Origin of the sequence: Chryseobacterium sp. Y16C, from assembly GCF_022488405.1 — a bacterium.
GTDB lineage: Bacteria > Bacteroidota > Bacteroidia > Flavobacteriales > Weeksellaceae > Chryseobacterium > Chryseobacterium geocarposphaerae.
In genome coordinates, this window is sequence record NZ_CP092711.1 from 3,732,929 (window position 1) to 3,753,423 (window position 20,495).

Genomic DNA, 20,495 nt, shown 5'->3' on the forward strand with positions numbered 1-20,495 from the left:
TCATATTTGAGGGCTTTTTATTTATATTATTTAATAGCTTTTTAATTAGTTGTTAAGAAAATTTACAACTTTAGCTAAGCTTTCTTCTTTATTGAACTTTATTTTGGTAACATCAAAAAAAGCATTAAGTTCTTTGTTTTTTTCAGGATATAAATCTAAAACATCTTTTTTATTTTTTATAAGTTTAGTTTTTCCATTTTCGGCTTTAATGTAAAAACTGGGTTCATTTTCGACAAAAGTGGATGTTTGATCTTTTTTTCCAAATCCTGTTTTCTTTGGATCTGAATTCGAGACAATTTTTTTACTCACTTTTTTTAATAAAGCATTTTTACCACCTACAACTTCTATAAAGTATTTTGATTCATTATCAATATTTTCAAGAACTAATATTGTTTTTGAATCAAGGAATTCAATTCTTGTATATGGAGTTTCTCTTAGTAAAGTATATATAACATCTCCTTTTTTGTATTGTACTTCATCAGCATATAAGTCATATCTCATAGGAGCTATTTCGTTGCAACATAGGGCTTTAGCAGAGGTGAAATCTCCGTATAAATATGGCGATCCTTGAATTGCATCATAATTAAGAGTTTCTCCTTTTGATCCAGTAGTTGTATTAACCTCCATAGATATACCTGGCCTTTGTGCAGAAACAAGAGAAGTGTGTAAAAAGGTTAAGTTAATTACACATAAGAAAAAGAATGTGAAAATATTTTTCATAAAAGCTCGATTTTTATACAAATGTAAGTAAATGTTATTAGATAAATCAATTGGGATTGAAAAAAGTCCAAATGACTTTCGCTTTAACTTTTCCAACGATCTCTTCCAAAGTTTCCAGATTAGATTCTTTTATGCGTTTTACAGATTTCAGTTTTGAAAGCAATAATTCAATCGTTTTTTCTCCCACTCCCGGAATTTCCTCCAGTTCAGATTTTATGGTAGAGTTTTTTCTTCTGGTTCTGTGATGTTTTACGCCGAAACGGTGAGCTTCATCTCTTACTCTTTGCAGAATTTTTAATGTTTCCGATTTTTTATCAAGATACAAAGGAATAGGATCTTCAGGAAAGAAAATCTCTTCCAGTCTTTTTGCAATTCCGACAATGGTAATTTTACCATATAATCCGAGCAAACGCAAACTTTTTACAGCTGAAGATAATTGTCCCTTTCCTCCATCAATTAAAATTAATTGAGGTAGGTTTTCACCTTCATCCAGCATTCTTTTGTATCGGCGATAAATGACTTCTTCCATCGTGGCAAAGTCATTTGGTCCCTCCACTGTTTTGGGATGGAAAATTCTATAGTCGGTTTTGCTTGGTTTTCCGTCTTTGAATACGACACAGGCGGAAACAGGATTTGTACCCTGGATGTTTGAATTATCAAAACCTTCAATATGTCTTGGCTCAACAGGCATTCTCAATAGCTTCTGCATTTCTGCCATTATTCTGTTGGTGTGCCTTTCCGGATCGACGATCTGAACCTGCTTTAATTTTTCTAAACGGTATTCTTTTGCATTTTTTTCAGAAAGTTCCACAATACGTTTTTTATCACCTACTTTCGGAACGATCAGTTTTACATTCGGAATTTCAACAGATAAATGGAAGGGTAGAAGAACTTCTTTTGAATCAGAACTAAATTTTTGTCTGATTTCAATTAAAGCTTCTTCCATAATATCCTCATCGGATTCTTCAAGGATTTTTTTAATTTCAGTGGTGAAACTCTGAATGATATTTCCGTTTCTGATTTTAAAGAAATTTACATAAGCAGCCGTCTCATCACTCGTCATTCCAAATACATCCACATCATCAATATTTGGGTTGACAACTGTATTTTTAGCCTGATAATCTTCAAGAATATCAAGTCTTTCCTTTATTAGCTGTGCCTGTTCAAATTGTAGATTTTCTGCATGTTTCATCATCTGGTTAATCAGATATTCTTTTGCTTTTCGGAAATCACCTTTTATAATTCCTCGAATAGCATCAATTTTTTCATCATAATCTTCTTTGCTTTCAAGTCCTTCACAAGGTCCTTCACAATTTTTGATATGATATTCTAAACAGACTTTATATTTTCCGTCATCAATTTTACTGGGAGCCAGATTGAGATTACACGTTCTGAGCTTGTAAATATGTTTAATGGTATCCAATAGAATTTTTGCAGGACGTACTTTCGCGTAAGGACCGTAATATTCAGATCCGTCTTTGATAACATTTCTTGTAAGGAATATTCTTGGAAAATCTTCATTTTTGATGCAAATCCAAGGATAAGTCTTATCATCTTTTAACATCACATTGTAAAATGGCTGATGTTCCTTAATCAGGTTGTTTTCTAATAAAAGAGCATCATACTCACTGTTTACAATGGTAGTTTCCAATCGCTGGATCTTCCCAACCATAATTTTGATCCGGTATCCAGAAAGGTTTTTGTTGAAATAAGAAAGGACCCTTTTCTTTAAATTTTTAGCCTTTCCCACGTATAAAAGCTGGTCGTTTTTATCATAATAACGATAAACACCGGGTTCGGAAGGTAAAGTTTTAATCTGCAGTTCTAAAGAAGGATTCATATAACAAAATTACGGAATTTAAAGCCACAAAAAAAGCTACAGATTATTCTATAGCTTTTTAAATTTTGTATGTTGAATTTATTTTGCAGACATTTCTGTATATTTCATGACTAGAAAGCTGAAGTATCCCCAATCTACTGACTTCTTAGGATATTTTGCCATGAATTCCGGATTGTCTCCAAAAAGGAAATCATAATTCTCATCAAAATCACTTTTCTCCAGCCATAGTACTTTGTCTCCTTTTTTAACATAATAAGATTTAAGAACACCGCCTCCCAATTGTACGGGCCCTATTGCTGCAAAACTATTGGTTTGATGCGCTCTTGGATCGTTATATACTGAAATAATTTTGTCGAACTCAGGATTGATAAGCTGCATCAAAAACTCCTGCTCTTCCTTTTTATTTTTTAAAGATGCCGTTTGGTTGACGAAATGCACATACTCCTTTGAAGTAATATCCCCCAGTTTTTTAGTTTGATAGTTTCTAATGCTAGACATATACTTACTCACCATCATTACTTTACCAAAACCGGATTTGTAAAGATAGAGTTCACTTACATTTTCTGCATCAAATGTCATAGGCTTTTTGGTAGCACTGTCTTTGATTGAAATTGAATAGATCTGGCTTTTTTTTGATTTTAAATTTTCACAATAGCCTTTATGAATGCTTCCGTCTTTAAGGATAACTACAGAAGCCTTTTTTTTGCTGACACCAGGAAATTGAGCATCAAAATAATAAGTTTCCATTACTTTTTCTTCTGCATCTGTATATTTTACTTTCTGAGCGAAAGAAACAGTGCTTACAAGAAACAATGCAAGCAGCATGGTTTTAAATTTCATAGTGTTATTAATTTTTTATTTAAGGCGATAAAAATAACAATTTAATTGATTTTTTCTGAGAAAATATAACGTTGAAAAATTAGTTTTTCCAATTATTGTTAAATGTGTAATTTTAAGACAAAATTTTGAGAATGATATACGGTGTAGATATTTTCAGTTTCCATGATGTGTTGGAAATCTGTAAAGCTCCAAATAAAGCTAAACTGAACAAAGCTGCAAAAGAACAAATCCTAAAATCGCAGAAGAATGTTCAGAAAATTGTAGACTCAGATCGTTGTGTTTACGGAATTAATACAGGATTTGGTCCTCTTTGTGATACGAAAATTTCTGCAGATGAAACTGCACAATTACAATATAATCTGATCATCTCTCACGCAGTAGGAGTGGGAAAACCAATTGATAAAGAACTTTCAAAAATTATGATGATTGCTAAGGTTCATGCATTGTCAAAAGGATTTTCGGGAGTTTCTTTAGAAGTGATCGAGAGAATGATTCTAATGTTAGAAAAAGACATTATTCCGGTTGTTCCTGAACAGGGTTCTGTTGGAGCTTCAGGAGATTTAGCGCCTTTGTCGCATCTTGTTTTACCACTATTAGGTCTTGGGAAAGTTTGGGTAGGAAATGAAATCTTTGAAACAGCGGAAGTTTTAGAAAAAAATGATCTTCAACCATTGGTTTTAGGGCCAAAAGAAGGATTGGGATTGATCAACGGAACTCAGTTTATTCTTGCTCATGCAATTAAAGGATTGGAAAAATTTGAATACTTATTAGATCTTGCTGATATGACGGCTGCAATGAGCCTTGAAGCATACAGAGGTTCTGCAAGTCCGTTTAAAAAAGAGCTTCATGAAATCAGGCCGTTTGAAGGAAGTAAAAAAGTAGCTGCAAGAATGCTGAAATTCCTGAAAGGTTCAGAAAACCTGAAAGCACACGAAGACTGTGAAAGAGTTCAGGATCCGTACTCAATGAGATGTGTTCCGCAGGTTCACGGAGCGAGCAGAAATGCTTTTGAACATTTAAAGATGATGGCTGAAACGGAATTGAATTCTGTAACAGATAATCCGATCGTTTTAAGTGCTGAAGAGTCTATTTCAGGAGGAAACTTCCATGGTCAGCTGATGGCTCTGCCTTTGGATTATGCAACATTGGCAGCTGCTGAATTAGGTAATATTTCCGACAGAAGAAGCTATTTATTACTGGAAGGAAAGTATGGTTTACCAAGATTATTAACGGAAAGTTCCGGTTTAAATTCAGGATTTATGATCCCGCAATATACTTCTGCAGCGTTAGTGACAGAAAATAAAACTTTGTGTTTCCCGGCTTCGGCAGATTCAATCCCAACAAGTTTAGGTCAGGAAGATCACGTTTCGATGGGAAGTATTTCCGGGAGAAAATTCAATCAGGTTTTAGGAAATTTAGTTAATATTTTATCAGTTGAATTAATGTTTGCAGCACAAGGATTAGAGTTCAGAAGACCTTCAAAATGCTCAAAAATCATCGAAGAAAATTATGCAATCCTTCGTTCAAAAGTTGCTAAGCTTGAAGACGACCGATTAATCGGACAGGATATGTTAGCCATTGCAGAATTGATTAATGAAAGAAAATTTGTAGTTAATTAATTTTTTTGATTTAAATAAGATGAAGACTTCTAAAATGGAGTCTTTTTTGTTCTATTTCCCGCAGATTTCACAGATGATTGCAAATTTTTTTTAATTTTAAAATATCACATTAAGATAAACATATCTGTGTAAATCTGTGAAATTCGTGGGAAAATAAAAAATAGTAAAATCAGTAATTTAGCAAAGTAAGAACAACAAAATGGAAATTAAAAGAACAGATTCTTCCAATTCGGATTTTCAGCATTTAGTACAATTTTTAGATCAGGATTTAGCCATTCGTGATGGTGATGAACATGGATTTTATCATCAGTTTAATTCGATTGACCAGCTGAAAAACTGTGTTCTTTTTTATATCAATGAAAAACCGGTCGCTTGCGGAGCCTTCAAAAAATTTGAAGATGATACCGTAGAAATTAAAAGAATGTTTGTATTGCCAGAATACAGAGGGAATGGCTATGCATCAAAAATTCTTAACGAACTCGAAATCTGGGCAAAAAGTGAAGGTTTCAAATTTGGTGTTTTGGAAACAGGACTTAAACAACCGGAAGCAATTGCTCTATACAATAAAAATGGCTACAGTCTCATTCCTAATTACGGACAATATGTCGGTATAGAGAATAGTGTTTGCTATAAAAAAGAACTGTAATTCATTAGGTTAATGCTATTTTTAGCATAATAAAATTAATAGTAAATTAAACTTTAGATATTTTTAATTCAATGTAAAGTGATATCTTGGTTAGACCAATCAAATATTATTTTATATGAAAAAAAACGTCTTTTATCTACTCCTATTGTTTTTGGTTTTCACTGCCTGTAGCAGGGAAGATCTTCAAAACAATCCTGAAAACATTGAGGTTGCACAAAAAGATCCTTTGACAGCCAAGCAAATCAATGAAAAAATTAATGAAACCATTAAAACGAAAGGAAGGTTTTCCTGGAGCGAATCTTCTGATCATTTCGTGTGGAGTGCCATTTTTCAGGGAAATAAAATTGCTTCTATTGGATTCGGCTCTTCTTTTGACAGAAGTCTGACGCCAGACAATAGGGCGATTGAAGAAGAAATTTTAAAAGTAATTGAACGGTACGAAGGAAAGACAGAAAGAAATTTATTATCTTCAGATCCGTATCTCAATCAAATCGATGTTGTAATAGAAAAACAGGAAACGGTAATTGCGCTTAGAAAAATGAAAAATATCCGTTATCTGGAGCCTGCAGATTACCGTTATTTTGAAAATGAGCAAAAATTCGGAGCAAAATCGAGTAGCAGTTCATCAGGATGTGGTTTTGAATCAACCACTTTAAGTACTTCAGATTACACAACCGTAACACCTAATGCAAAAGCGCCCTGGTCATTCACGAAACACAATATTATCAACGCGTGGAGTTACAGTACGGGAGCTGGAATTACAATCGGCGTGATTGACAGCGGTGTTTCTCCTGAGCAGACTTTACTGGGAAGCAGCTTTAATAACGGGCTTTCCTCAGGAAGAACGATCAGTAAAAATGGAGTCTATGTAGATTCGGTTTGGCCGTGGAGTACAGGTTATGACGGTTCCGCTGATAAATGTGGCCACGGAACAAGTATGGCTTCGGCGATGGCAGCTCCGAGAAATAATCTGGGACAGCCGGTTGGTGTTGCTTATAATGCGAATCTGGTAACGTACAGAGCGGCTTCTAATGTTGTACTGGATGGATATCATGAACAAAACGGAGTAAAGATTGCATTTACAGAGCTGGGAAACAATACCAGTGTTAAAATCATTTCAATGTCAATGGGACATATTTTCTCTGTGGGGAAAATCGAAGATGGAGTAAAATATGCGTATTCAAAAGGGAAACTGATTTTCTGTGCAGGAGGAACTTCCACAAGTTTTACGAATTTTGTAGGGGTAATTTTTCCGGCGTGGATGCCTGAAACCCAGGCAATCACAGGAGTAAAAGAGAATACTTCCAACCAAAGATGTGATGTATGTCATTCAGGAGCTGAAATTGATTTTACCTATCAAATGGAAAGAGCTTCAGGAAATAGTATTCCGGTACTGAGTTATTATAATGCACAAACCGATTATGTAGGAGGCTCTTCTGTAGCAACAGCTTCTACAGCTGGAATTGCAGCTTTAGTCTGGGCTAAAAATCCGTCATGGACGAGAGACCAGGTTCTGAATAAAATGAGACAGTCAGCAACGTATTATCCAACACCGAATTCAGATTACGGATATGGAAATATCAATGTGTTACAGGCTGTCCAATAAATCTTAAATTAAAAAATCATAAAGACGGAAGTATTTCAGGTTAATCTCCCAGCTGATAATCTAAAGGAAGCATATTTTCAATTTTATTTTTTGTAAAATCACCTTCAGCAATCAGTAAATCAGGAGTTGAGATATTTCCGTCTTTTGAAACTTCAAAAGTTTCGCCTTCTGGATGTAAATACGATGAAATAACAACAGGAATTGTAGTTTTTATAAACTCTTTTCCTTTCAGTTCATAATAGTATTTAGAATAATTCACCTGTAGCATATCTTTAAAACTGAAGAGAACACTTTGTCCATCTCTTTTCACATAATCGGAATCAGGAATCATGGTTTTTGTGATGGCTAAAGCATAAGGCTTTTGGCTGTTCTTTCTGTGTGAAATATCACTAGTCTCCTCTGGAATTTTCAAAAGTGTTTTCGAAGTTCTGGCCATTTCCTTGAAATTTTTCAGGATGTTCAGTTCTTCTGCGGTAGGATATTTCGGATTGGGAATTTGTACAACATGGTTTACTATAAATTTATCTTCTGAAATCGTATTGTTATAAATACTTCTGAAAAAATGGAGCATACTTCCGTCATAGGCGTTCATCCTGTTCAGCTTTACTTTATTAGAATTTTTGGTTTCCCTAAAAAAGCTTGTTCCTGTATAATTAACCATATTGGAATTAAAATCGGCAGAAAAGCTTATGAGGTTATATTCAATCTCGTAGCCTAAGTTTTTATTTTCAATAATTAAAGTTTTCGGAGCTTTTACCTTTAATATTTTATTCTTTTTATCGTACGCGAATTTTAAAGATCTTTGATTTTTAATTTTCACGTTTTCCTGATCACTTCCGATAAAAGTATTAAGGAAATAACGGATATGATTCTTGTACGCTTCCTCGGTAAAAGGAATGATTGTCACTTCTTCAATGGTGTTGGTTTTCAGGAGAACAACTTTTAATTTTTTATTTAAAACTTCCGAAACAGGGGTTGCAAAAGTTTCATAATCTTCTTTCTGAAAAATAATATTCCCGATATTTTTTGAAGGCAAATTGAGGCTGAAGCTTCCGTCCTCTTTAGAAGTTGTTCCTATTTTTGTTCCATCAATATAAATGGAGACATTGGGAATTTTTTGTTCCGCATCGTTTACTACCGTTCCTTGTATCATTTGAGCAATTGAAAAGGAAAACGGAAGCAGAAATAAAAAAAGTAATACTGTTTTTTTCATGGTAAACAATATTACTAAATTTTTAGTGATAAAAAAATACTTAAAATAATTTGTTATCCGATTCTCACACTGGTCATGCTTAGAGATCCCCCGATTAACTCATCATTAAATAAGGTTAAATTTTCTGCTTTATTCTTCAATCCTAATGTATAAATCAAAGGGAAATAATGATCAGGAGTAGGAACTGCATATTGCAGTGAAGTTCCCTGTTTTTGATAATCAATAATACTTTGAAAATTTCCGTCCAAAAGCCAGTTGTTTGTTTTTTCACGGGCTTCAATCGCCCAATCCCAACCGGCTCCTACTGTATTGATATTTCTCCAGTCGATCAGTCTAAGGTTGTGTACAATATTGCCGCTTCCGATAATTAAAATTCCTTTTTCGCGAAGTTTATTGAGCCTTTTTGCCAGATCAAAATGATATTGTGAAGGTTTTGTATAATCAATGCTCATCTGAATCACCGGAATATCCGCATTAGGATACATATGTTTAATAACCGACCATGCACCATGATCTAGTCCCCAATTATGGTCTTCTTCCACTACAACAGGAGCTAACAGTTCTGCTGTCTCTTTTGCCAGTTCAGGATCTCCCGGAGCGGGATATTGCACATCAAACAATGCCTGTGGAAAACCACCGAAATCATGAATCGTTCTTGGCATATCCATCGCAGTTACTTTTGTTCCATGTGTAAACCAGTGTGCGGAGATACATAAAATTGCATTCGGTTTCGGAATTTCAGTGGCTGCTTTTCTGAAACCTTGTACAAACTGATTTTCCTCAATGGCGTTCATCGGTGAGCCATGCCCGAGAAAAAGAAGGGGCATTCTCTGGGTATTACCAAAGTTTTCGCTTATGTTTTGTAAATCGTTTAGGTTCATTTTATTGATATATAGAAAAACAAAAAAGGTTCAAGGTTTTAGAAAAATCCCCGAACCTTTTAAGATATTTGTTAAAAATTATGCCTGCTTTACGAACTGTAATTCACCTGCCAATTTTACCTCATCACTTACCATTACCCCTCCTGCTTCAAGAGCTGCATTCCAGTTTAATCCGAAATCTTTTCTGTTGATTTTTCCTTCAAAAGAAAAACCAGCTTTTGTATTTCCCCATGGGTCAACATTAATTCCGTTGAAATCTACATCAAGGCTTACAGGTTTTGTAATTCCATTGATGGTAAGGTTTCCTGTAACATTTCCATTTAAAGCCTGAGAATCAAAAGTAATCGTAGGATTTGCTTCAGCATTGAAGAACTCGGCAGATTTTAAGTGATTATCTCTGTCTGTATTATGTGTAGAAATAGAGGCAGTCTGGATCGTTGCAGTTGTTTTAGCATTAGCAAAAGTATCATCATCAGCTTCGATTTCTGCATTGAAGTTGGTGAAGTTTCCTTTGATATTAGAAATCATCATGTGTTTTACTTTGAAAGTAATTTCACTATGCGCTGGGTCTAGGTTCCATTTTGTTGCCATTGTAATATTGTTTTTTGTTGTTATTTATACTGCAAATTTATATGAAGAGACAGATACAAGTCATTGATATAGGATAAGAAATGATTTCTGTTTTATTTTTTTAATGGTATATATATATTATTGATGATAATAAAGATTTTGGATACTTATCATTTCGACGATAGGAGAAATCCAAATTACGATCAATAAATTCTTCATTTCACTTCTGAACTGCGTTCGTAAACCCTCGGTTTATATTCAGAATGACATTACATAATCAATAAAAAAAGGACAATCATGGGTATGTTGAAAAGCCACTATTAAGGTAAGAAATAAATTTTTATCTATGTGTGAATATGGTTTTACAATCTTTTATTTTAACGTTTCTTAACGTGTGGGTTTTATTTCTTATTTTTGGTGGATTCAATTTTTTACAATGAAATTACATAAGTTTTCTTTATTGATGTTGGTTTTGGGGAGTTCAGCATTTGCACAGACCCAAAAATTTACGATGGCGGAAGCTGTTAATGGTTTAAGAAGCAATCTTGCCGTGAAAAATATTTCCCAGTTTTCGTGGTCGAATGACGGGAAATCATATATTCAGGCAGTGAAAGGGGGATATCTGATCACAGACTTAAAAACCAATAAACAGGATACACTGGTATCTTTATCTCAGTTAAATAAAAGTATTGCGAATAATAAGCTTAAAGCAATCCCTCAGATTAAGTTCACAAGCAATTCTAATGGGTATTTCAATTCCAATGATGAGATGGTTTGGGTTGAAAAATCAGGAAGTGACTGGAAAGTAAAGAATACTGCTGCCATAGATAAAGAAGCTTCAAATATCAAAATCTTCGGAGATAATGAAACTTTTGCATTTACGGTAAAGAATAATTTATTTGTGAATAAGGACGGAAAAACAATTGCCGTTACGAATGATGCTAATGAAAACATTCTGAATGGTGCTTCCAATGTTCACAGAAATGAATTCGGAATTGATACCGGAATTTTCCCCGCACCGAATTCAGAAAGTGTAGCATTCTACAGAATGGATCAGACCATGGTTGCAGATTATCCGATCATCGACTGGTCTGTAACTCCGGCTGTCAATCACAATATTAAATATCCGATGGCAGGGCAGACCTCGCATCAGGTTACATTAGGTGTTTTTAATATCAAAACTCAGTCAACGACTTTCTTAAATATTGAAGGAGAAAAAGATCAATATTTAACAGCAGTTACATGGAGTCCTGACTCGAAATATATTTTTGTGGCAGTATTGAACAGAGGGCAGAATCACATGAAAATGAATCAGTACGATGCGACTACAGGAAATTTAGTAAAAACTTTATTTGAGGAAACCAGTGATAAATATGTTGAACCACAGCATCCGTTGACATTCTTCCCGAATTCCAATACGGATTTTATCTGGCAGAGCCAGAGAACAGGTTACAATCATTTATTTCATTATAGCTTAGAAAAAGGATTGATTGCTCAGATCACGAAAGGGGATTGGCTGGTAACAGACATTTTAGGGTTTAATGAAAGTAAAAAGGAAATTTATTTCACTGCTACAAAAGAAACTCCCTTAGAGAAACATTTATACAGAATTAACTGGACGAATTTCAAAATGCAGCGAATGGATAATGCAGAAGGAGTTCACGCAGGAATTTTAAGCAGCGATGGAAATTATCTGTATGATTCTTACAGCAATGCAAATACGCCTAGAGTTGTTAATGTGATTAATACCAATACATTAAAATCAACGAATATTCTTACCGCTGAAAATACATTAAAAAATTATCAGAGACCTGAGATCAAAAGTGTAAATTTCAAAGCAGATGACGGTACGATCCTGTATGGCAAAATGATTCTTCCTACAGATTTTGATGCTAATAAAAAATATCCGGCAATTGTTTATTTATACAACGGACCGCATTTGCAGTTGATCACGAATACATTCCCGGCTTCCGGAAATCTTTGGTATGAATATATGGCTCAAAACGGATATATCATCTTCACGATGGACGGAAGAGGTTCTGCCAATCGCGGCCTTAAGTTTGAGCAGGCGGTATTCAGAAATTTAGGAACAACGGAAATGAACGACCAGATGAAAGGAGTTGAATATTTACAGTCACTTCCTTATGTAGATGCTGAAAGAATGGGGATTCACGGATGGAGCTTTGGAGGATTCATGACGACAAGCTTTATGCTTCGTAAACCGGACGTTTTCAAAGTAGGAGTTGCAGGAGGACCTGTAATCGACTGGAGCATGTACGAAATCATGTACGGAGAAAGATATATGGATACTCCACAGGAAAATCCGCAAGGCTATGCAACGGCCAATCTTTTGGATAAAGTTCAGAACTTAAAAGGAAAACTGTTAATGATCCACGGAGCACAGGATGATGTAGTAGTTTGGCAGCATTCGGTTAAGTTTATCAAAGCTGCAGTAGACAATGGTGTTCAGCTGGATTATTTTGTATATCCGGGACATCCGCACAATGTGATCGGAAAAGACAGAGTACATTTGATGCAGAAGATCACAGATTATTTTGATCAGAATTTAAAGAAATAAAATATTTAAAATCCAGCCAATGAGGTTGGATTTTTGTTTGAAAGAAACTTTGTGTTTGTTATTCCGAGAGACAAGAAATTGTTAATTGGAAAAGATTCTTCATTCCAATAGTAAAGTCAACTCCGTTCTTATCAAAGATCAATGTATCTGAACTGGAAGAAGCTTAATTTTGTATCACTAAAATCAACAATATGGAATTAGGAATAGGAATGTTTGGAGATCTTTCATTAGATCAGACAACCGGAAAGTATAAAGATGCAGGAGTAAAAATTCGCGAAATCCTTGAGCAGGTAAAATTCATGGATGAGGTAGGAATCGATGTTTTTGCAATGGGAGAGCATCACCGTCCCGATTATGCGGTGTCATCACCAGAAATTGTTTTAGCAGCAGCAGCAAGCATTACGAAAAATATAAAATTGGCAAGTGGTGTTACAGTTTTAAGTTCATCCGAGCCGGTGAAAGTATATGAGGATTTTTCAACATTGGATCTCATTTCTGACGGTCGTGCAGAAATATTTGTGGGAAGAGGAAGCTTTATAGAATCTTTTCCTTTATACGGCTATTCTCTGAACGATTATGAGCAGCTTTTTGATGAGAAATTAGAATTGTTATTAAAGATCAATTCGGAAGAAAATGTTTCCTGGTCCGGTAAGCTACGTGCACCGATGCAGAATCAAACCGTTTATCCGAGAGCCAAAAATGATGGGAAATTATCGATATGGAGAGCGGTTGGCGGAACTCCGCAATCGGTTTTGAGTGCTGCACAATTAGGAATGCCTTTAGTGGTGGCTATTATTGGTGGAATGCCGATTCAGTTTAGAAATTTAATTGAATTTTATAAGCAGGAATATAAAAAAGCAGGCCATGATGTAGATAAAATGCAGATTGCAATCCATTCTCATACTTTTGTGAGTGATGATCAAAAAGTGGTAGACGGATATTTTCATAACTATAAATCTCAGATGGACAGAATTGGTGCTTCCAGAGGCTGGGCTCCTTACACAAAAATGCAGTATGACGGAGGAAGAAGCAAAGACGGAGCGCTATTTATCGGAAGTCCTGCCGAAGTAGCTGATAAAATAACCTATATGAAAGAAATCTTCGGAATTACAAGATTTATCGGTCACATGGATGTGGGAGATCCTTCACATGATATTATGATGAAATCTATCGAATTGTTTGGTAATGAAGTGAAACCGCTTATTAAAAACTTATAAAGAAAACCGCCGCTGGAATTCCAGCGGCGGTTTTTTTATCTTTCTAATTTTTCTTTGTAGTCATTTAAGAGAGCCGCCAGTTTTTTTGCAGACATTCCGTACGTATCTGGAAACGCTCCTTTTTTAGATTTTATTTTTGAATTTTCCAGATATTTCTCATCAATATCAAAAGTTACAAGCCTGTTCATGAAGATCTGTTTTGTGGTAAAGTTACTTACAGCCTGCCACGGAATGAACGTTGTTCTGGAAAGGGTTTTCATTTCAAGACCTCTTTCGTTAATCTTAAGATAAGAAGTATTCGGAATTAAGTTGATGGAAAAAATAATTAAACTGATCCCGAATAAGAAAATAATAAGAATAGCAGCCCAAATATTCTTTTCCATAAGCGAAATACCCATACAGATAAATGCGATGCTGATGAGAATCAGGATAATGTTTTTTAGCTTTCCGGGTCTTAAAGTAAGGGGTAAATTTTGCATGGCAGATTTTAATGGTTCAAATGTATAAAAAAGAAATTTAAATGTGATTTTAAAATCTAGACGTCAACAAAATTCTAAAAAATACTGATATGTTTTCTTACAAAAAGTTCTCGATACAAAATTCTTTCAGAATTTCACTCGAACTGACGGAGCACATGAGAAGTACGTCACTTCGAGTAGCGAAATGAAATGAGCGTATCGAGAAGTTATTTCTTAAAATTCTTTTTGGCTAAATTGGGTAAATCTTCAAATCGCCCTTCAATCAATGCCAGTTTCTTGGCCTGCGACCATTTTTTGATTTTTTTCTCAAAAGCAATAGCCTGTTCTATATCCATAAACTGACAGTAATACACAAGTTGAAGTGGCCTTCTTGTATAAGTGTAAGAACCGAAATATTTTCCATCTTGGTGTTCATCAAAACGTTTATAAACATTTTCAGTTATACCTGTATAGAAAGTATTGTCAGAACAGAGTAATATGTAAACAAATGAAACCTGCATCTAATTAAAGATAAAGAAAATTTCCCATATACTTTTTCCCACTTCCTAAAACTGCTTACATCAACTCAATCAAACTTCCGCGTTCTTCATCTTTTCGAATATTGAGTGAAACGGGAATTTTCTCTTTCAGCTCTTCCACATGCGAAATAATTCCTACAACTCTGTTTTCTTTCTGAAGATTCATCAGGGTTTCAAATACTACATTTACGGATTCTAAGTCCTGGGTCCCGAAGCCTTCGTCAATGAAAAAGAAGTTTGACTCTGATTGTGCATTACTTTGAACACTTTCTGCCAATGCTAAAGCAAGGCTCAGAGAAACCTGGAACGCCTGTCCTCCGGAAAGCGTCTTTACGCTTCGGCATTTGCCTTCATTCAGGTAATCGATAATTTCAAAATCATTGTTTTCATTCAATTGCAGACTTAGCTGATTTCTTGTCATCCGGTGAAAACGTATATTGGCATGATCACACAATTGTCGCAGGTAAATGGAGGAAACGTACTGTACAAAGCCAGCTCCTTTAAAGAGATTGGTCATAATCTTCAGATTCTCCGAACGCTTTTGAAGTTGAGCTAAATCTCTTAAAAGACCTTCTTTTTTCTTAAACTCTTTTTCCAGTCGATCAATTTCGGCAGTGATCTTTATAACTGAATTATTAACCGTTTTTACATCATTTTCAGAAGCCTTGAATTGATTTTCTAGGGCTGAAAATTCTTCTTCATTAAAAGAAAAACCTTTCAGTTTGGCTTCAAGCTCAAGAATACTGTTTTTCAGCGTTTCAAATTGAATCCTGAAATGCTGGATAGTATTTCTAGTTTCCTGAACATTGATTTCCTGTGCAAGAATTTGTTGAATCTCATCCGAACTATTAAAGAATTGTTCTGACAAAGCCTTCTCAATTAAATCTTGATTGCCTGCGATATTTTTTTCTAATTCAGAGATTCTTTTTTCCAGCTGAGAAACCACTGTTTTCTGTTCAGCAAGTTTTGGTGTAATCTCTTTTTCCTCTTTAATGAGTTGCTGATAATTCTGCTCAGTTTCATGGTTGGATTGAGAGCGTTGAGAGAGAATTTCCCCGACCTCTGCAATTGTTTTTTTCCTGTAATCAATCCAGGTCAAAACTTTTAAATTTCCTTCATTTGTTTTGATCTGTTCTTCTTTCTTAGCTTCATCTAGTCTGAATTTTTCTAAGGCTTTATTATAACTATCCAGGTTTTCTCTTTCCTTATCAAGATTTTTTTGTTCAAGACTGATTTGAAGATGCAGCTCATCCATCTTTTTTTCAATGGAAAAAGACTGTTGGCGTTTCTCTTCAAAATCATTCGGATTTTCAGCATTAAATTCTTTCCAGTTAAAGCTTTTATGATGTTCTTCAATTGTATTTTGAATCTGTTGTAAGCTTTCTTTTTTCGAGTTCAGTTGTTCTTCAAAGATTTTTTTACGGTCAATAATTTTTTCAATATCTAAAAACCACTTTTGAATGTTCTCTTTCTGAATTTCAATCTGCTCAATCTGTTTCTGGATTTCGTTTAATTCCGAATTGACATCATCAAACTCAACAATATTCGGATGTTCCAGAGCTCCACAAAGCGGACATGATTCTCCATCATGCAGTTCATTGGCAAAATGTGCAAGTTTTTGCTGTACTTCAAGATGGCTTTTCTTGTCTGAAAGTAATTTTTTCTCTTTTTCTAAGATTTCAGTCTGAGCTTTAAAATCATTTCTGAAATTTTCAGGATTGATTTCAAAAGACTTCAACTCTTCTGATATTTTTTCAATTTCAGCTTTTTTTAAACCAATTTTTTCAATTTGATTTTGAAAAACTTCATTCAGCTTTTTCTTTTCCAAAAACCAGTTTCCAACACTTAATAATAAAGCAGAATCCAGCTTTTTCTGTTTTAAAAGTTCTGCATTTTTTGAAAGCTCTTCAATTTTTTGTTGAATTAGCTTCTGGTTAGCTTCAACTTCCTTTACTTTTTCCGATCCTTTTTCGGTTCGGTCTTTTAAAGTTTCGATTTCTCCGGAAATTTTTAGCATTTGAAGCATCAGGACCAAATCATTCTCCTGAATTTTTGATTCATTTAAAGCTTCATATTTAGGCTGAATCACGGAAAGCCTATTCTTGATATTTTCAAACTGAATTTCAGTTTCCTGTAAAATTTTAGACTGACCCTCTTTATTTTTCTGTCGATCCGTAATTTCTTTTTCAAGTTTGTTTTTCTCAGAAAGTAAAGGCGTAAAAATCCTTGAAACTCTGTCGTAGATTTCAGTTTTCTTGTCTAGAGCGTCAATTTCGGTTTTCTTTTCGGTCAGCTTTTCAAAATCGGCTTTTTTCTGTTGTAGAAGTTCAACCTCGTCTTTCAGGCTTTTTAGCTTTGAATATTTTTCTTCGGTTTCTTTGAAAACTTTCTGTAGCTCATTAAACTTCAGCTGTTCGGCTTTTAAATATTCTTTCTGTGCTGAAATCTGTTCTTCATTCACTTCCTCAAAGCCTTTCAGCTGTCCTTCCAGCTGGTCCAGTTCTGATCTGTTTCTTAGGTTTAAAGCGGAAACATTATGCTGAAGATCAAAACGCTGAAGACTGAAGATTTCCTTCATCATATTGGTACGTTCGGTTGCGCCAAGTTCTATGAATTCTTTGAACTGTCCCTGAGGAATAATGATCGTCCTTTTAAAGTTGGCATAGCTCAATCCGATAAGCTTTTCTGAATTGGAATGCTCCAGCGGAATCCAACTTTCGTTTTTCCATTCGTAGAATACGACATTCGGAGTTTTTACATCTTCAAAGTTTTTAGAATTACGTCTGAACTCTCTTGTGGCACGGTATTTTTTATTTTCATAATTAATAAAATCAAACTCGATATAAGATCTATTTGATTTCAGATTCATCATATTGTAAGTACGCTTATCTCTTGCGTTCAGTCTCTCGGTTTCTCCATAAAGTGCAAAAGAAATGGCTTCCAGAATAGAAGATTTTCCGGAGCCGACCGAACCAAAGATTCCAAAAAGCCCGGCCTCAGTAAGATTTTGAAAATCGATTTTCTGACGCTCCTGATAAGAATAAAGACCCTCTAAAGTAAGTTGAATAGGAATCATTATGGATTAAGAATTTCGTTAAACAAATTAATGAGGTCTTCATTAGCATCCTGACCGCCGTTTTTAGCTTTAAAATAATCCCTAAACAAGGTTTGGATATCCTGATTGAGATTGATGTCACTAAGGCTATTCGTATCAGTTTCGAGATTTTTCACTTTGGGAATCAGATATACAATTCCGTTATGAGACTGATACAGCAGTTTTCTTTCTTCAGCTTTTAAATAAGTTTCGCTTTCTAAAGTAAGCTCTACTAGTGACTTTTGATTTTCATTCAGCCATTCTACAGCAGTTTCCACACTTTGAAACATTTTTCGGACCAGTGGTTTTCCGTTTTTTAAAGCAATTCTTTCGTAAGAAACTGGTTGATTGGGTTCAGCATCAATAATCGATACATATTTCGTGTGCCCAGCTTCACTGAAACTGTAACACAAAGGCGAAGATGAATACACAACAGGTTTTTCTTCTGTACCTATATTTTTAAAACCATGGAGATGTCCCAAAGCGGTATATTGAATCTGATCAGGAATAATATCCGAAAAAACAAGATCTGCATTGCCGATTTTAAGAGGTTTCTCCCCTTCAGGTTCATCAAGAAGCGGAGCTCCTTTTTTGTTCATATATAAATGAGTGATCAACAGGTTGATTCCGCTCTCATCGCAGAATTCATCCGCAGTTTCTTTCCAGTGCTTTTCCAGTATATTGTTCAGCTCAGCTTCTTTATTTTCACCAAAATATTCCTTCAGGCGGATTTCGTTAGCATAAGGGGTATGAAGTAAACGTATCGGGAAGGGATATTCTTTCAGTTCCAGTTCTAAAAATCCTGCAGCTGATTTTGAAATTTTAAAATCTTCCAGGGCAAAAGGAGAAATTTTTGCTTTGGGATAACCGATCAAAATAATTCCACATTCTCTTGCTAAAGGATCCGGAGCATCTATAAAACTGGGAGAATCATGGTTTCCGGAAATAGCAATTACAGGACGTTTCCCGTTATGTGAAAGTCTTTTTAAGGTTTTATAAAAAAGTTCGACGGCTTCTGTCGACGGATTGAAATTATCGAACAAATCTCCGGCAATCAGAATCAAGTCCACATTTTGTTCATCGGCAATCTCAACAATTTCGTTCATCACCGAAATCTGCTCTTCCATTCTCGAAAAACGGTCGAGACGTTTCCCCAAATGCCAGTCGGCGGTATGTAGAATTTTCATATTTTATTATCAGCTTCTCTAGCTTTAAAATCTTCTCGAATCTGTTTCAACCGTGCTTTTCTTTCGGCTTCGGCATTTTGTATCTTCCGTTTTTTATTGTCGATCTTCTTTTTATGCAATTTTCTGTTGGCGTCTGTATTTCTACTCATCTTGGCTGGTTTTAGGTGAACGGTAAAATGGAATATTTAACCTCAGCGATTTCATAGGGTAAATGTAAGAAACTAAAAAGGCAAAGTGAAATTTCCGATTAAAAATGTTATTCCCTATTTTTGAAAAAAAACTAATTTTATGAAAAAAATTTTAGCCGTACTTTTTATTTTGTTTGCAGTTTCATTTGAGGCTCAGAATTTGGAGAAAATTTCTAAAGAAATTAATGAAGAGGGAATTGCTTTGTACAGAAGTGAAATGGCAAGCTGGTATGGAACAGATCTTTTTATTGCTAATTACGGGAAAAAAGAAAATATCGGCGGATATTTTTCATATATCGATGATGTTCCGAAGTGTATTTTTTTCTCAAAAGATCAAAAAGTGATTGGCACCATCTCATTTCCCACAAATTATGATCCAAAGAATGCTAATCTTGATCTGAAAGAAAGAGATTTTACTCGGGTAGAGGCTGAGTATTTTACAATCAGGCAGAATGCTTTAAAAAGAATTCAGAACGATACGATTTTTAAGGTTTATAAAAATACAAATTTCAATATTGTTCCTCTTATTAAGAATAAAGTGAAAAAAGTATATGTACTTACAGGTCCTTCTGTAAATAATATTGTGGTATTTGGAAATGATTATCTGATTACTTTTGATAATAAAAATGAGGTGAAGAATGTTGAAAAACTCCATAATAGTATCATCGTTCAAAATATTCATGATGAAAAAACAGGGAAAACAATTGGTGGAGCACATACCCATATTTTAGAAAATTGGCTTGCCATTACTCCAACAGATATCTGCACATTAATGTTATATCAGAAGTTTACAGATTGGGGAAGTTATTTTACTACCTCCAAAAAATATACGAGTATTTGGAATGCGAATAATAGTCTTACGATTATGAAAACTGAAGATTTTGAAAAGTTGAATGATAAGGCGAGAGAAGAGGAAAATAATAAGGTAAAAAAGGAATAGATGGAACAATCAAAAGATCCGCTTCACGGAAAAAGACTGGATGCCATTCTTGAAGAATTGGTGGAGTATTATCAGGGATTTGAGAAGCTGGGAGAGCAGATCAATATCAAATGCTTTACGGATAATCCAAGTATCAGTTCATCTTTGAAGTTTTTGAGAAAAACACCTTGGGCGAGAACCAAAGTGGAAAGCTTGTATCTCTTTGTGCTAAGACAGAAAAAACGAGAGGAAAAAAATAAGTAAGATTAAAATCTGAATCAAGTTTTCTTAATTTTTTAGAATATTTTATCGGAATCAATCATTTCAAAAAAGACTATATTTGTCAAAAATTAATCGTGAGCATATCACGAAAAAAAGAA

At 34.7% G+C, this 20,495-nt stretch carries 18 protein-coding genes; 7 read left to right on the forward strand and 11 right to left on the reverse strand.

The window, feature by feature from the left end; genetic code table 11:
• Positions 1-45 precede the first annotated feature (45 nt).
• The 3 genes from MKS83_RS16885 to MKS83_RS16895 form a co-directional block, all read right to left on the reverse strand.
• Complete coding sequence (locus MKS83_RS16885; RefSeq protein WP_240580568.1) at positions 46-720, reverse strand: hypothetical protein; 675 nt, start codon at positions 718-720, stop codon at positions 46-48.
• A 46-nt stretch (positions 721-766) separates the two neighbouring features.
• Positions 767-2,560, reverse strand: coding sequence for an excinuclease ABC subunit UvrC (gene uvrC / locus MKS83_RS16890; protein ID WP_240580569.1), 1,794 nt, complete (start codon positions 2,558-2,560; stop codon positions 767-769).
• Between the two features lie 78 nt (positions 2,561-2,638).
• A complete protein-coding gene (locus MKS83_RS16895; protein WP_240580570.1) occupies positions 2,639-3,400 on the reverse strand; it encodes a hypothetical protein in 762 nt (253 codons plus the stop codon).
• A gap of 131 nt (positions 3,401-3,531) precedes the next feature.
• Between MKS83_RS16895 and hutH the strand changes: the two genes are divergently transcribed.
• The 3 genes from hutH to MKS83_RS16910 all read left to right on the forward strand — a co-directional run bounded on the left by hutH (position 3,532) and on the right by MKS83_RS16910 (position 7,271).
• Complete coding sequence (gene hutH / locus MKS83_RS16900) at positions 3,532-5,019, forward strand: histidine ammonia-lyase (RefSeq protein ID WP_240580571.1); 1,488 nt, start codon at positions 3,532-3,534, stop codon at positions 5,017-5,019.
• A 199-nt stretch (positions 5,020-5,218) separates the two neighbouring features.
• A complete protein-coding gene (locus MKS83_RS16905; RefSeq protein WP_240580572.1) occupies positions 5,219-5,665 on the forward strand; it encodes a GNAT family N-acetyltransferase in 447 nt (148 codons plus the stop codon).
• Positions 5,666-5,780: 115 nt separating this feature from the next.
• Entirely contained in the window at positions 5,781-7,271 is a 1,491-nt protein-coding gene (locus MKS83_RS16910) for a S8 family peptidase (RefSeq protein WP_240580573.1), read from the forward strand.
• A gap of 40 nt (positions 7,272-7,311) precedes the next feature.
• Here MKS83_RS16910 and MKS83_RS16915 read toward each other — a convergent pair whose 3' ends face one another.
• The 3 genes from MKS83_RS16915 to MKS83_RS16925 all read right to left on the reverse strand — a co-directional run bounded on the left by MKS83_RS16915 (position 7,312) and on the right by MKS83_RS16925 (position 9,956).
• On the reverse strand, positions 7,312-8,484 hold the full coding sequence (locus MKS83_RS16915; protein WP_240580574.1) for a carboxypeptidase-like regulatory domain-containing protein: 1,173 nt from the start codon (positions 8,482-8,484) through the stop codon (positions 7,312-7,314).
• Positions 8,485-8,537: 53 nt separating this feature from the next.
• Positions 8,538-9,365, reverse strand: coding sequence for a 4,5-DOPA dioxygenase extradiol (gene ygiD / locus MKS83_RS16920; protein ID WP_240580575.1), 828 nt, complete (start codon positions 9,363-9,365; stop codon positions 8,538-8,540).
• A 78-nt stretch (positions 9,366-9,443) separates the two neighbouring features.
• Complete coding sequence (locus MKS83_RS16925) at positions 9,444-9,956, reverse strand: YceI family protein (protein ID WP_100378264.1); 513 nt, start codon at positions 9,954-9,956, stop codon at positions 9,444-9,446.
• Between the two features lie 415 nt (positions 9,957-10,371).
• Between MKS83_RS16925 and MKS83_RS16930 the strand changes: the two genes are divergently transcribed.
• Both MKS83_RS16930 and MKS83_RS16935 read left to right on the forward strand, forming a co-directional pair.
• On the forward strand, positions 10,372-12,513 hold the full coding sequence (locus tag MKS83_RS16930; RefSeq protein ID WP_240580576.1) for a S9 family peptidase: 2,142 nt from the start codon (positions 10,372-10,374) through the stop codon (positions 12,511-12,513).
• 191 nt (positions 12,514-12,704) lie between these two features.
• On the forward strand, positions 12,705-13,730 hold the full coding sequence (locus MKS83_RS16935; RefSeq protein WP_240580577.1) for an LLM class flavin-dependent oxidoreductase: 1,026 nt from the start codon (positions 12,705-12,707) through the stop codon (positions 13,728-13,730).
• Positions 13,731-13,765: 35 nt separating this feature from the next.
• Here MKS83_RS16935 and MKS83_RS16940 read toward each other — a convergent pair whose 3' ends face one another.
• The 5 genes from MKS83_RS16940 to MKS83_RS16960 form a co-directional block, all read right to left on the reverse strand.
• Complete coding sequence (locus tag MKS83_RS16940) at positions 13,766-14,209, reverse strand: STM3941 family protein (protein WP_240580578.1); 444 nt, start codon at positions 14,207-14,209, stop codon at positions 13,766-13,768.
• Positions 14,210-14,415: 206 nt separating this feature from the next.
• Entirely contained in the window at positions 14,416-14,709 is a 294-nt protein-coding gene (locus tag MKS83_RS16945) for a GIY-YIG nuclease family protein (RefSeq protein WP_240580579.1), read from the reverse strand.
• A 55-nt stretch (positions 14,710-14,764) separates the two neighbouring features.
• Entirely contained in the window at positions 14,765-17,803 is a 3,039-nt protein-coding gene (locus MKS83_RS16950; RefSeq protein WP_240580580.1) for an AAA family ATPase, read from the reverse strand.
• Positions 17,803-19,008, reverse strand: a complete 1,206-nt coding sequence (locus tag MKS83_RS16955) for an exonuclease SbcCD subunit D (RefSeq protein ID WP_240580581.1) — start codon at positions 19,006-19,008, stop codon at positions 17,803-17,805. Before MKS83_RS16955 ends, MKS83_RS16950 begins: the two co-directional genes overlap by 1 nt.
• Positions 19,005-19,157: a hypothetical protein gene (locus tag MKS83_RS16960; RefSeq protein ID WP_169925782.1), complete on the reverse strand. Its 153-nt coding sequence runs from the start codon at positions 19,155-19,157 to the stop codon at positions 19,005-19,007. The genes MKS83_RS16955 and MKS83_RS16960 overlap by 4 nt, the downstream gene beginning before the upstream one ends.
• 139 nt (positions 19,158-19,296) lie before the next feature.
• Here MKS83_RS16960 and MKS83_RS16965 point away from each other — a divergent pair, with 139 nt between their 5' ends.
• Positions 19,297-20,136: a hypothetical protein gene (locus MKS83_RS16965; protein WP_240580582.1), complete on the forward strand. Its 840-nt coding sequence runs from the start codon at positions 19,297-19,299 to the stop codon at positions 20,134-20,136.
• Positions 20,137-20,379: a VF530 family DNA-binding protein gene (locus MKS83_RS16970; protein ID WP_240580583.1), complete on the forward strand. Its 243-nt coding sequence runs from the start codon at positions 20,137-20,139 to the stop codon at positions 20,377-20,379.
• Positions 20,380-20,495 lie beyond the last annotated feature (116 nt).

What these genes read in the sequence shown, in the direction of transcription:
- MKS83_RS16885 (WP_240580568.1), bottom strand. Translation starts at nt 720, where the DNA reads ATGAAAAATATTTTCACATTCTTTTTCTTATGTGTAATTAACTTAACC.
- uvrC (WP_240580569.1), bottom strand. Translation starts at nt 2,560, where the DNA reads ATGAATCCTTCTTTAGAACTGCAGATTAAAACTTTACCTTCCGAACCC.
- MKS83_RS16895 (WP_240580570.1), bottom strand. Translation starts at nt 3,400, where the DNA reads ATGAAATTTAAAACCATGCTGCTTGCATTGTTTCTTGTAAGCACTGTT.
- hutH (WP_240580571.1), top strand. Translation starts at nt 3,532, where the DNA reads ATGATATACGGTGTAGATATTTTCAGTTTCCATGATGTGTTGGAAATC.
- MKS83_RS16905 (WP_240580572.1), top strand. Translation starts at nt 5,219, where the DNA reads ATGGAAATTAAAAGAACAGATTCTTCCAATTCGGATTTTCAGCATTTA.
- MKS83_RS16910 (WP_240580573.1), top strand. Translation starts at nt 5,781, where the DNA reads ATGAAAAAAAACGTCTTTTATCTACTCCTATTGTTTTTGGTTTTCACT.
- MKS83_RS16915 (WP_240580574.1), bottom strand. Translation starts at nt 8,484, where the DNA reads ATGAAAAAAACAGTATTACTTTTTTTATTTCTGCTTCCGTTTTCCTTT.
- ygiD (WP_240580575.1), bottom strand. Translation starts at nt 9,365, where the DNA reads ATGAACCTAAACGATTTACAAAACATAAGCGAAAACTTTGGTAATACC.
- MKS83_RS16925 (WP_100378264.1), bottom strand. Translation starts at nt 9,956, where the DNA reads ATGGCAACAAAATGGAACCTAGACCCAGCGCATAGTGAAATTACTTTC.
- MKS83_RS16930 (WP_240580576.1), top strand. Translation starts at nt 10,372, where the DNA reads ATGAAATTACATAAGTTTTCTTTATTGATGTTGGTTTTGGGGAGTTCA.
- MKS83_RS16935 (WP_240580577.1), top strand. Translation starts at nt 12,705, where the DNA reads ATGGAATTAGGAATAGGAATGTTTGGAGATCTTTCATTAGATCAGACA.
- MKS83_RS16940 (WP_240580578.1), bottom strand. Translation starts at nt 14,209, where the DNA reads ATGCAAAATTTACCCCTTACTTTAAGACCCGGAAAGCTAAAAAACATT.
- MKS83_RS16945 (WP_240580579.1), bottom strand. Translation starts at nt 14,709, where the DNA reads ATGCAGGTTTCATTTGTTTACATATTACTCTGTTCTGACAATACTTTC.
- MKS83_RS16950 (WP_240580580.1), bottom strand. Translation starts at nt 17,803, where the DNA reads ATGATTCCTATTCAACTTACTTTAGAGGGTCTTTATTCTTATCAGGAG.
- MKS83_RS16955 (WP_240580581.1), bottom strand. Translation starts at nt 19,008, where the DNA reads ATGAAAATTCTACATACCGCCGACTGGCATTTGGGGAAACGTCTCGAC.
- MKS83_RS16960 (WP_169925782.1), bottom strand. Translation starts at nt 19,157, where the DNA reads ATGAGTAGAAATACAGACGCCAACAGAAAATTGCATAAAAAGAAGATC.
- MKS83_RS16965 (WP_240580582.1), top strand. Translation starts at nt 19,297, where the DNA reads ATGAAAAAAATTTTAGCCGTACTTTTTATTTTGTTTGCAGTTTCATTT.
- MKS83_RS16970 (WP_240580583.1), top strand. Translation starts at nt 20,137, where the DNA reads ATGGAACAATCAAAAGATCCGCTTCACGGAAAAAGACTGGATGCCATT.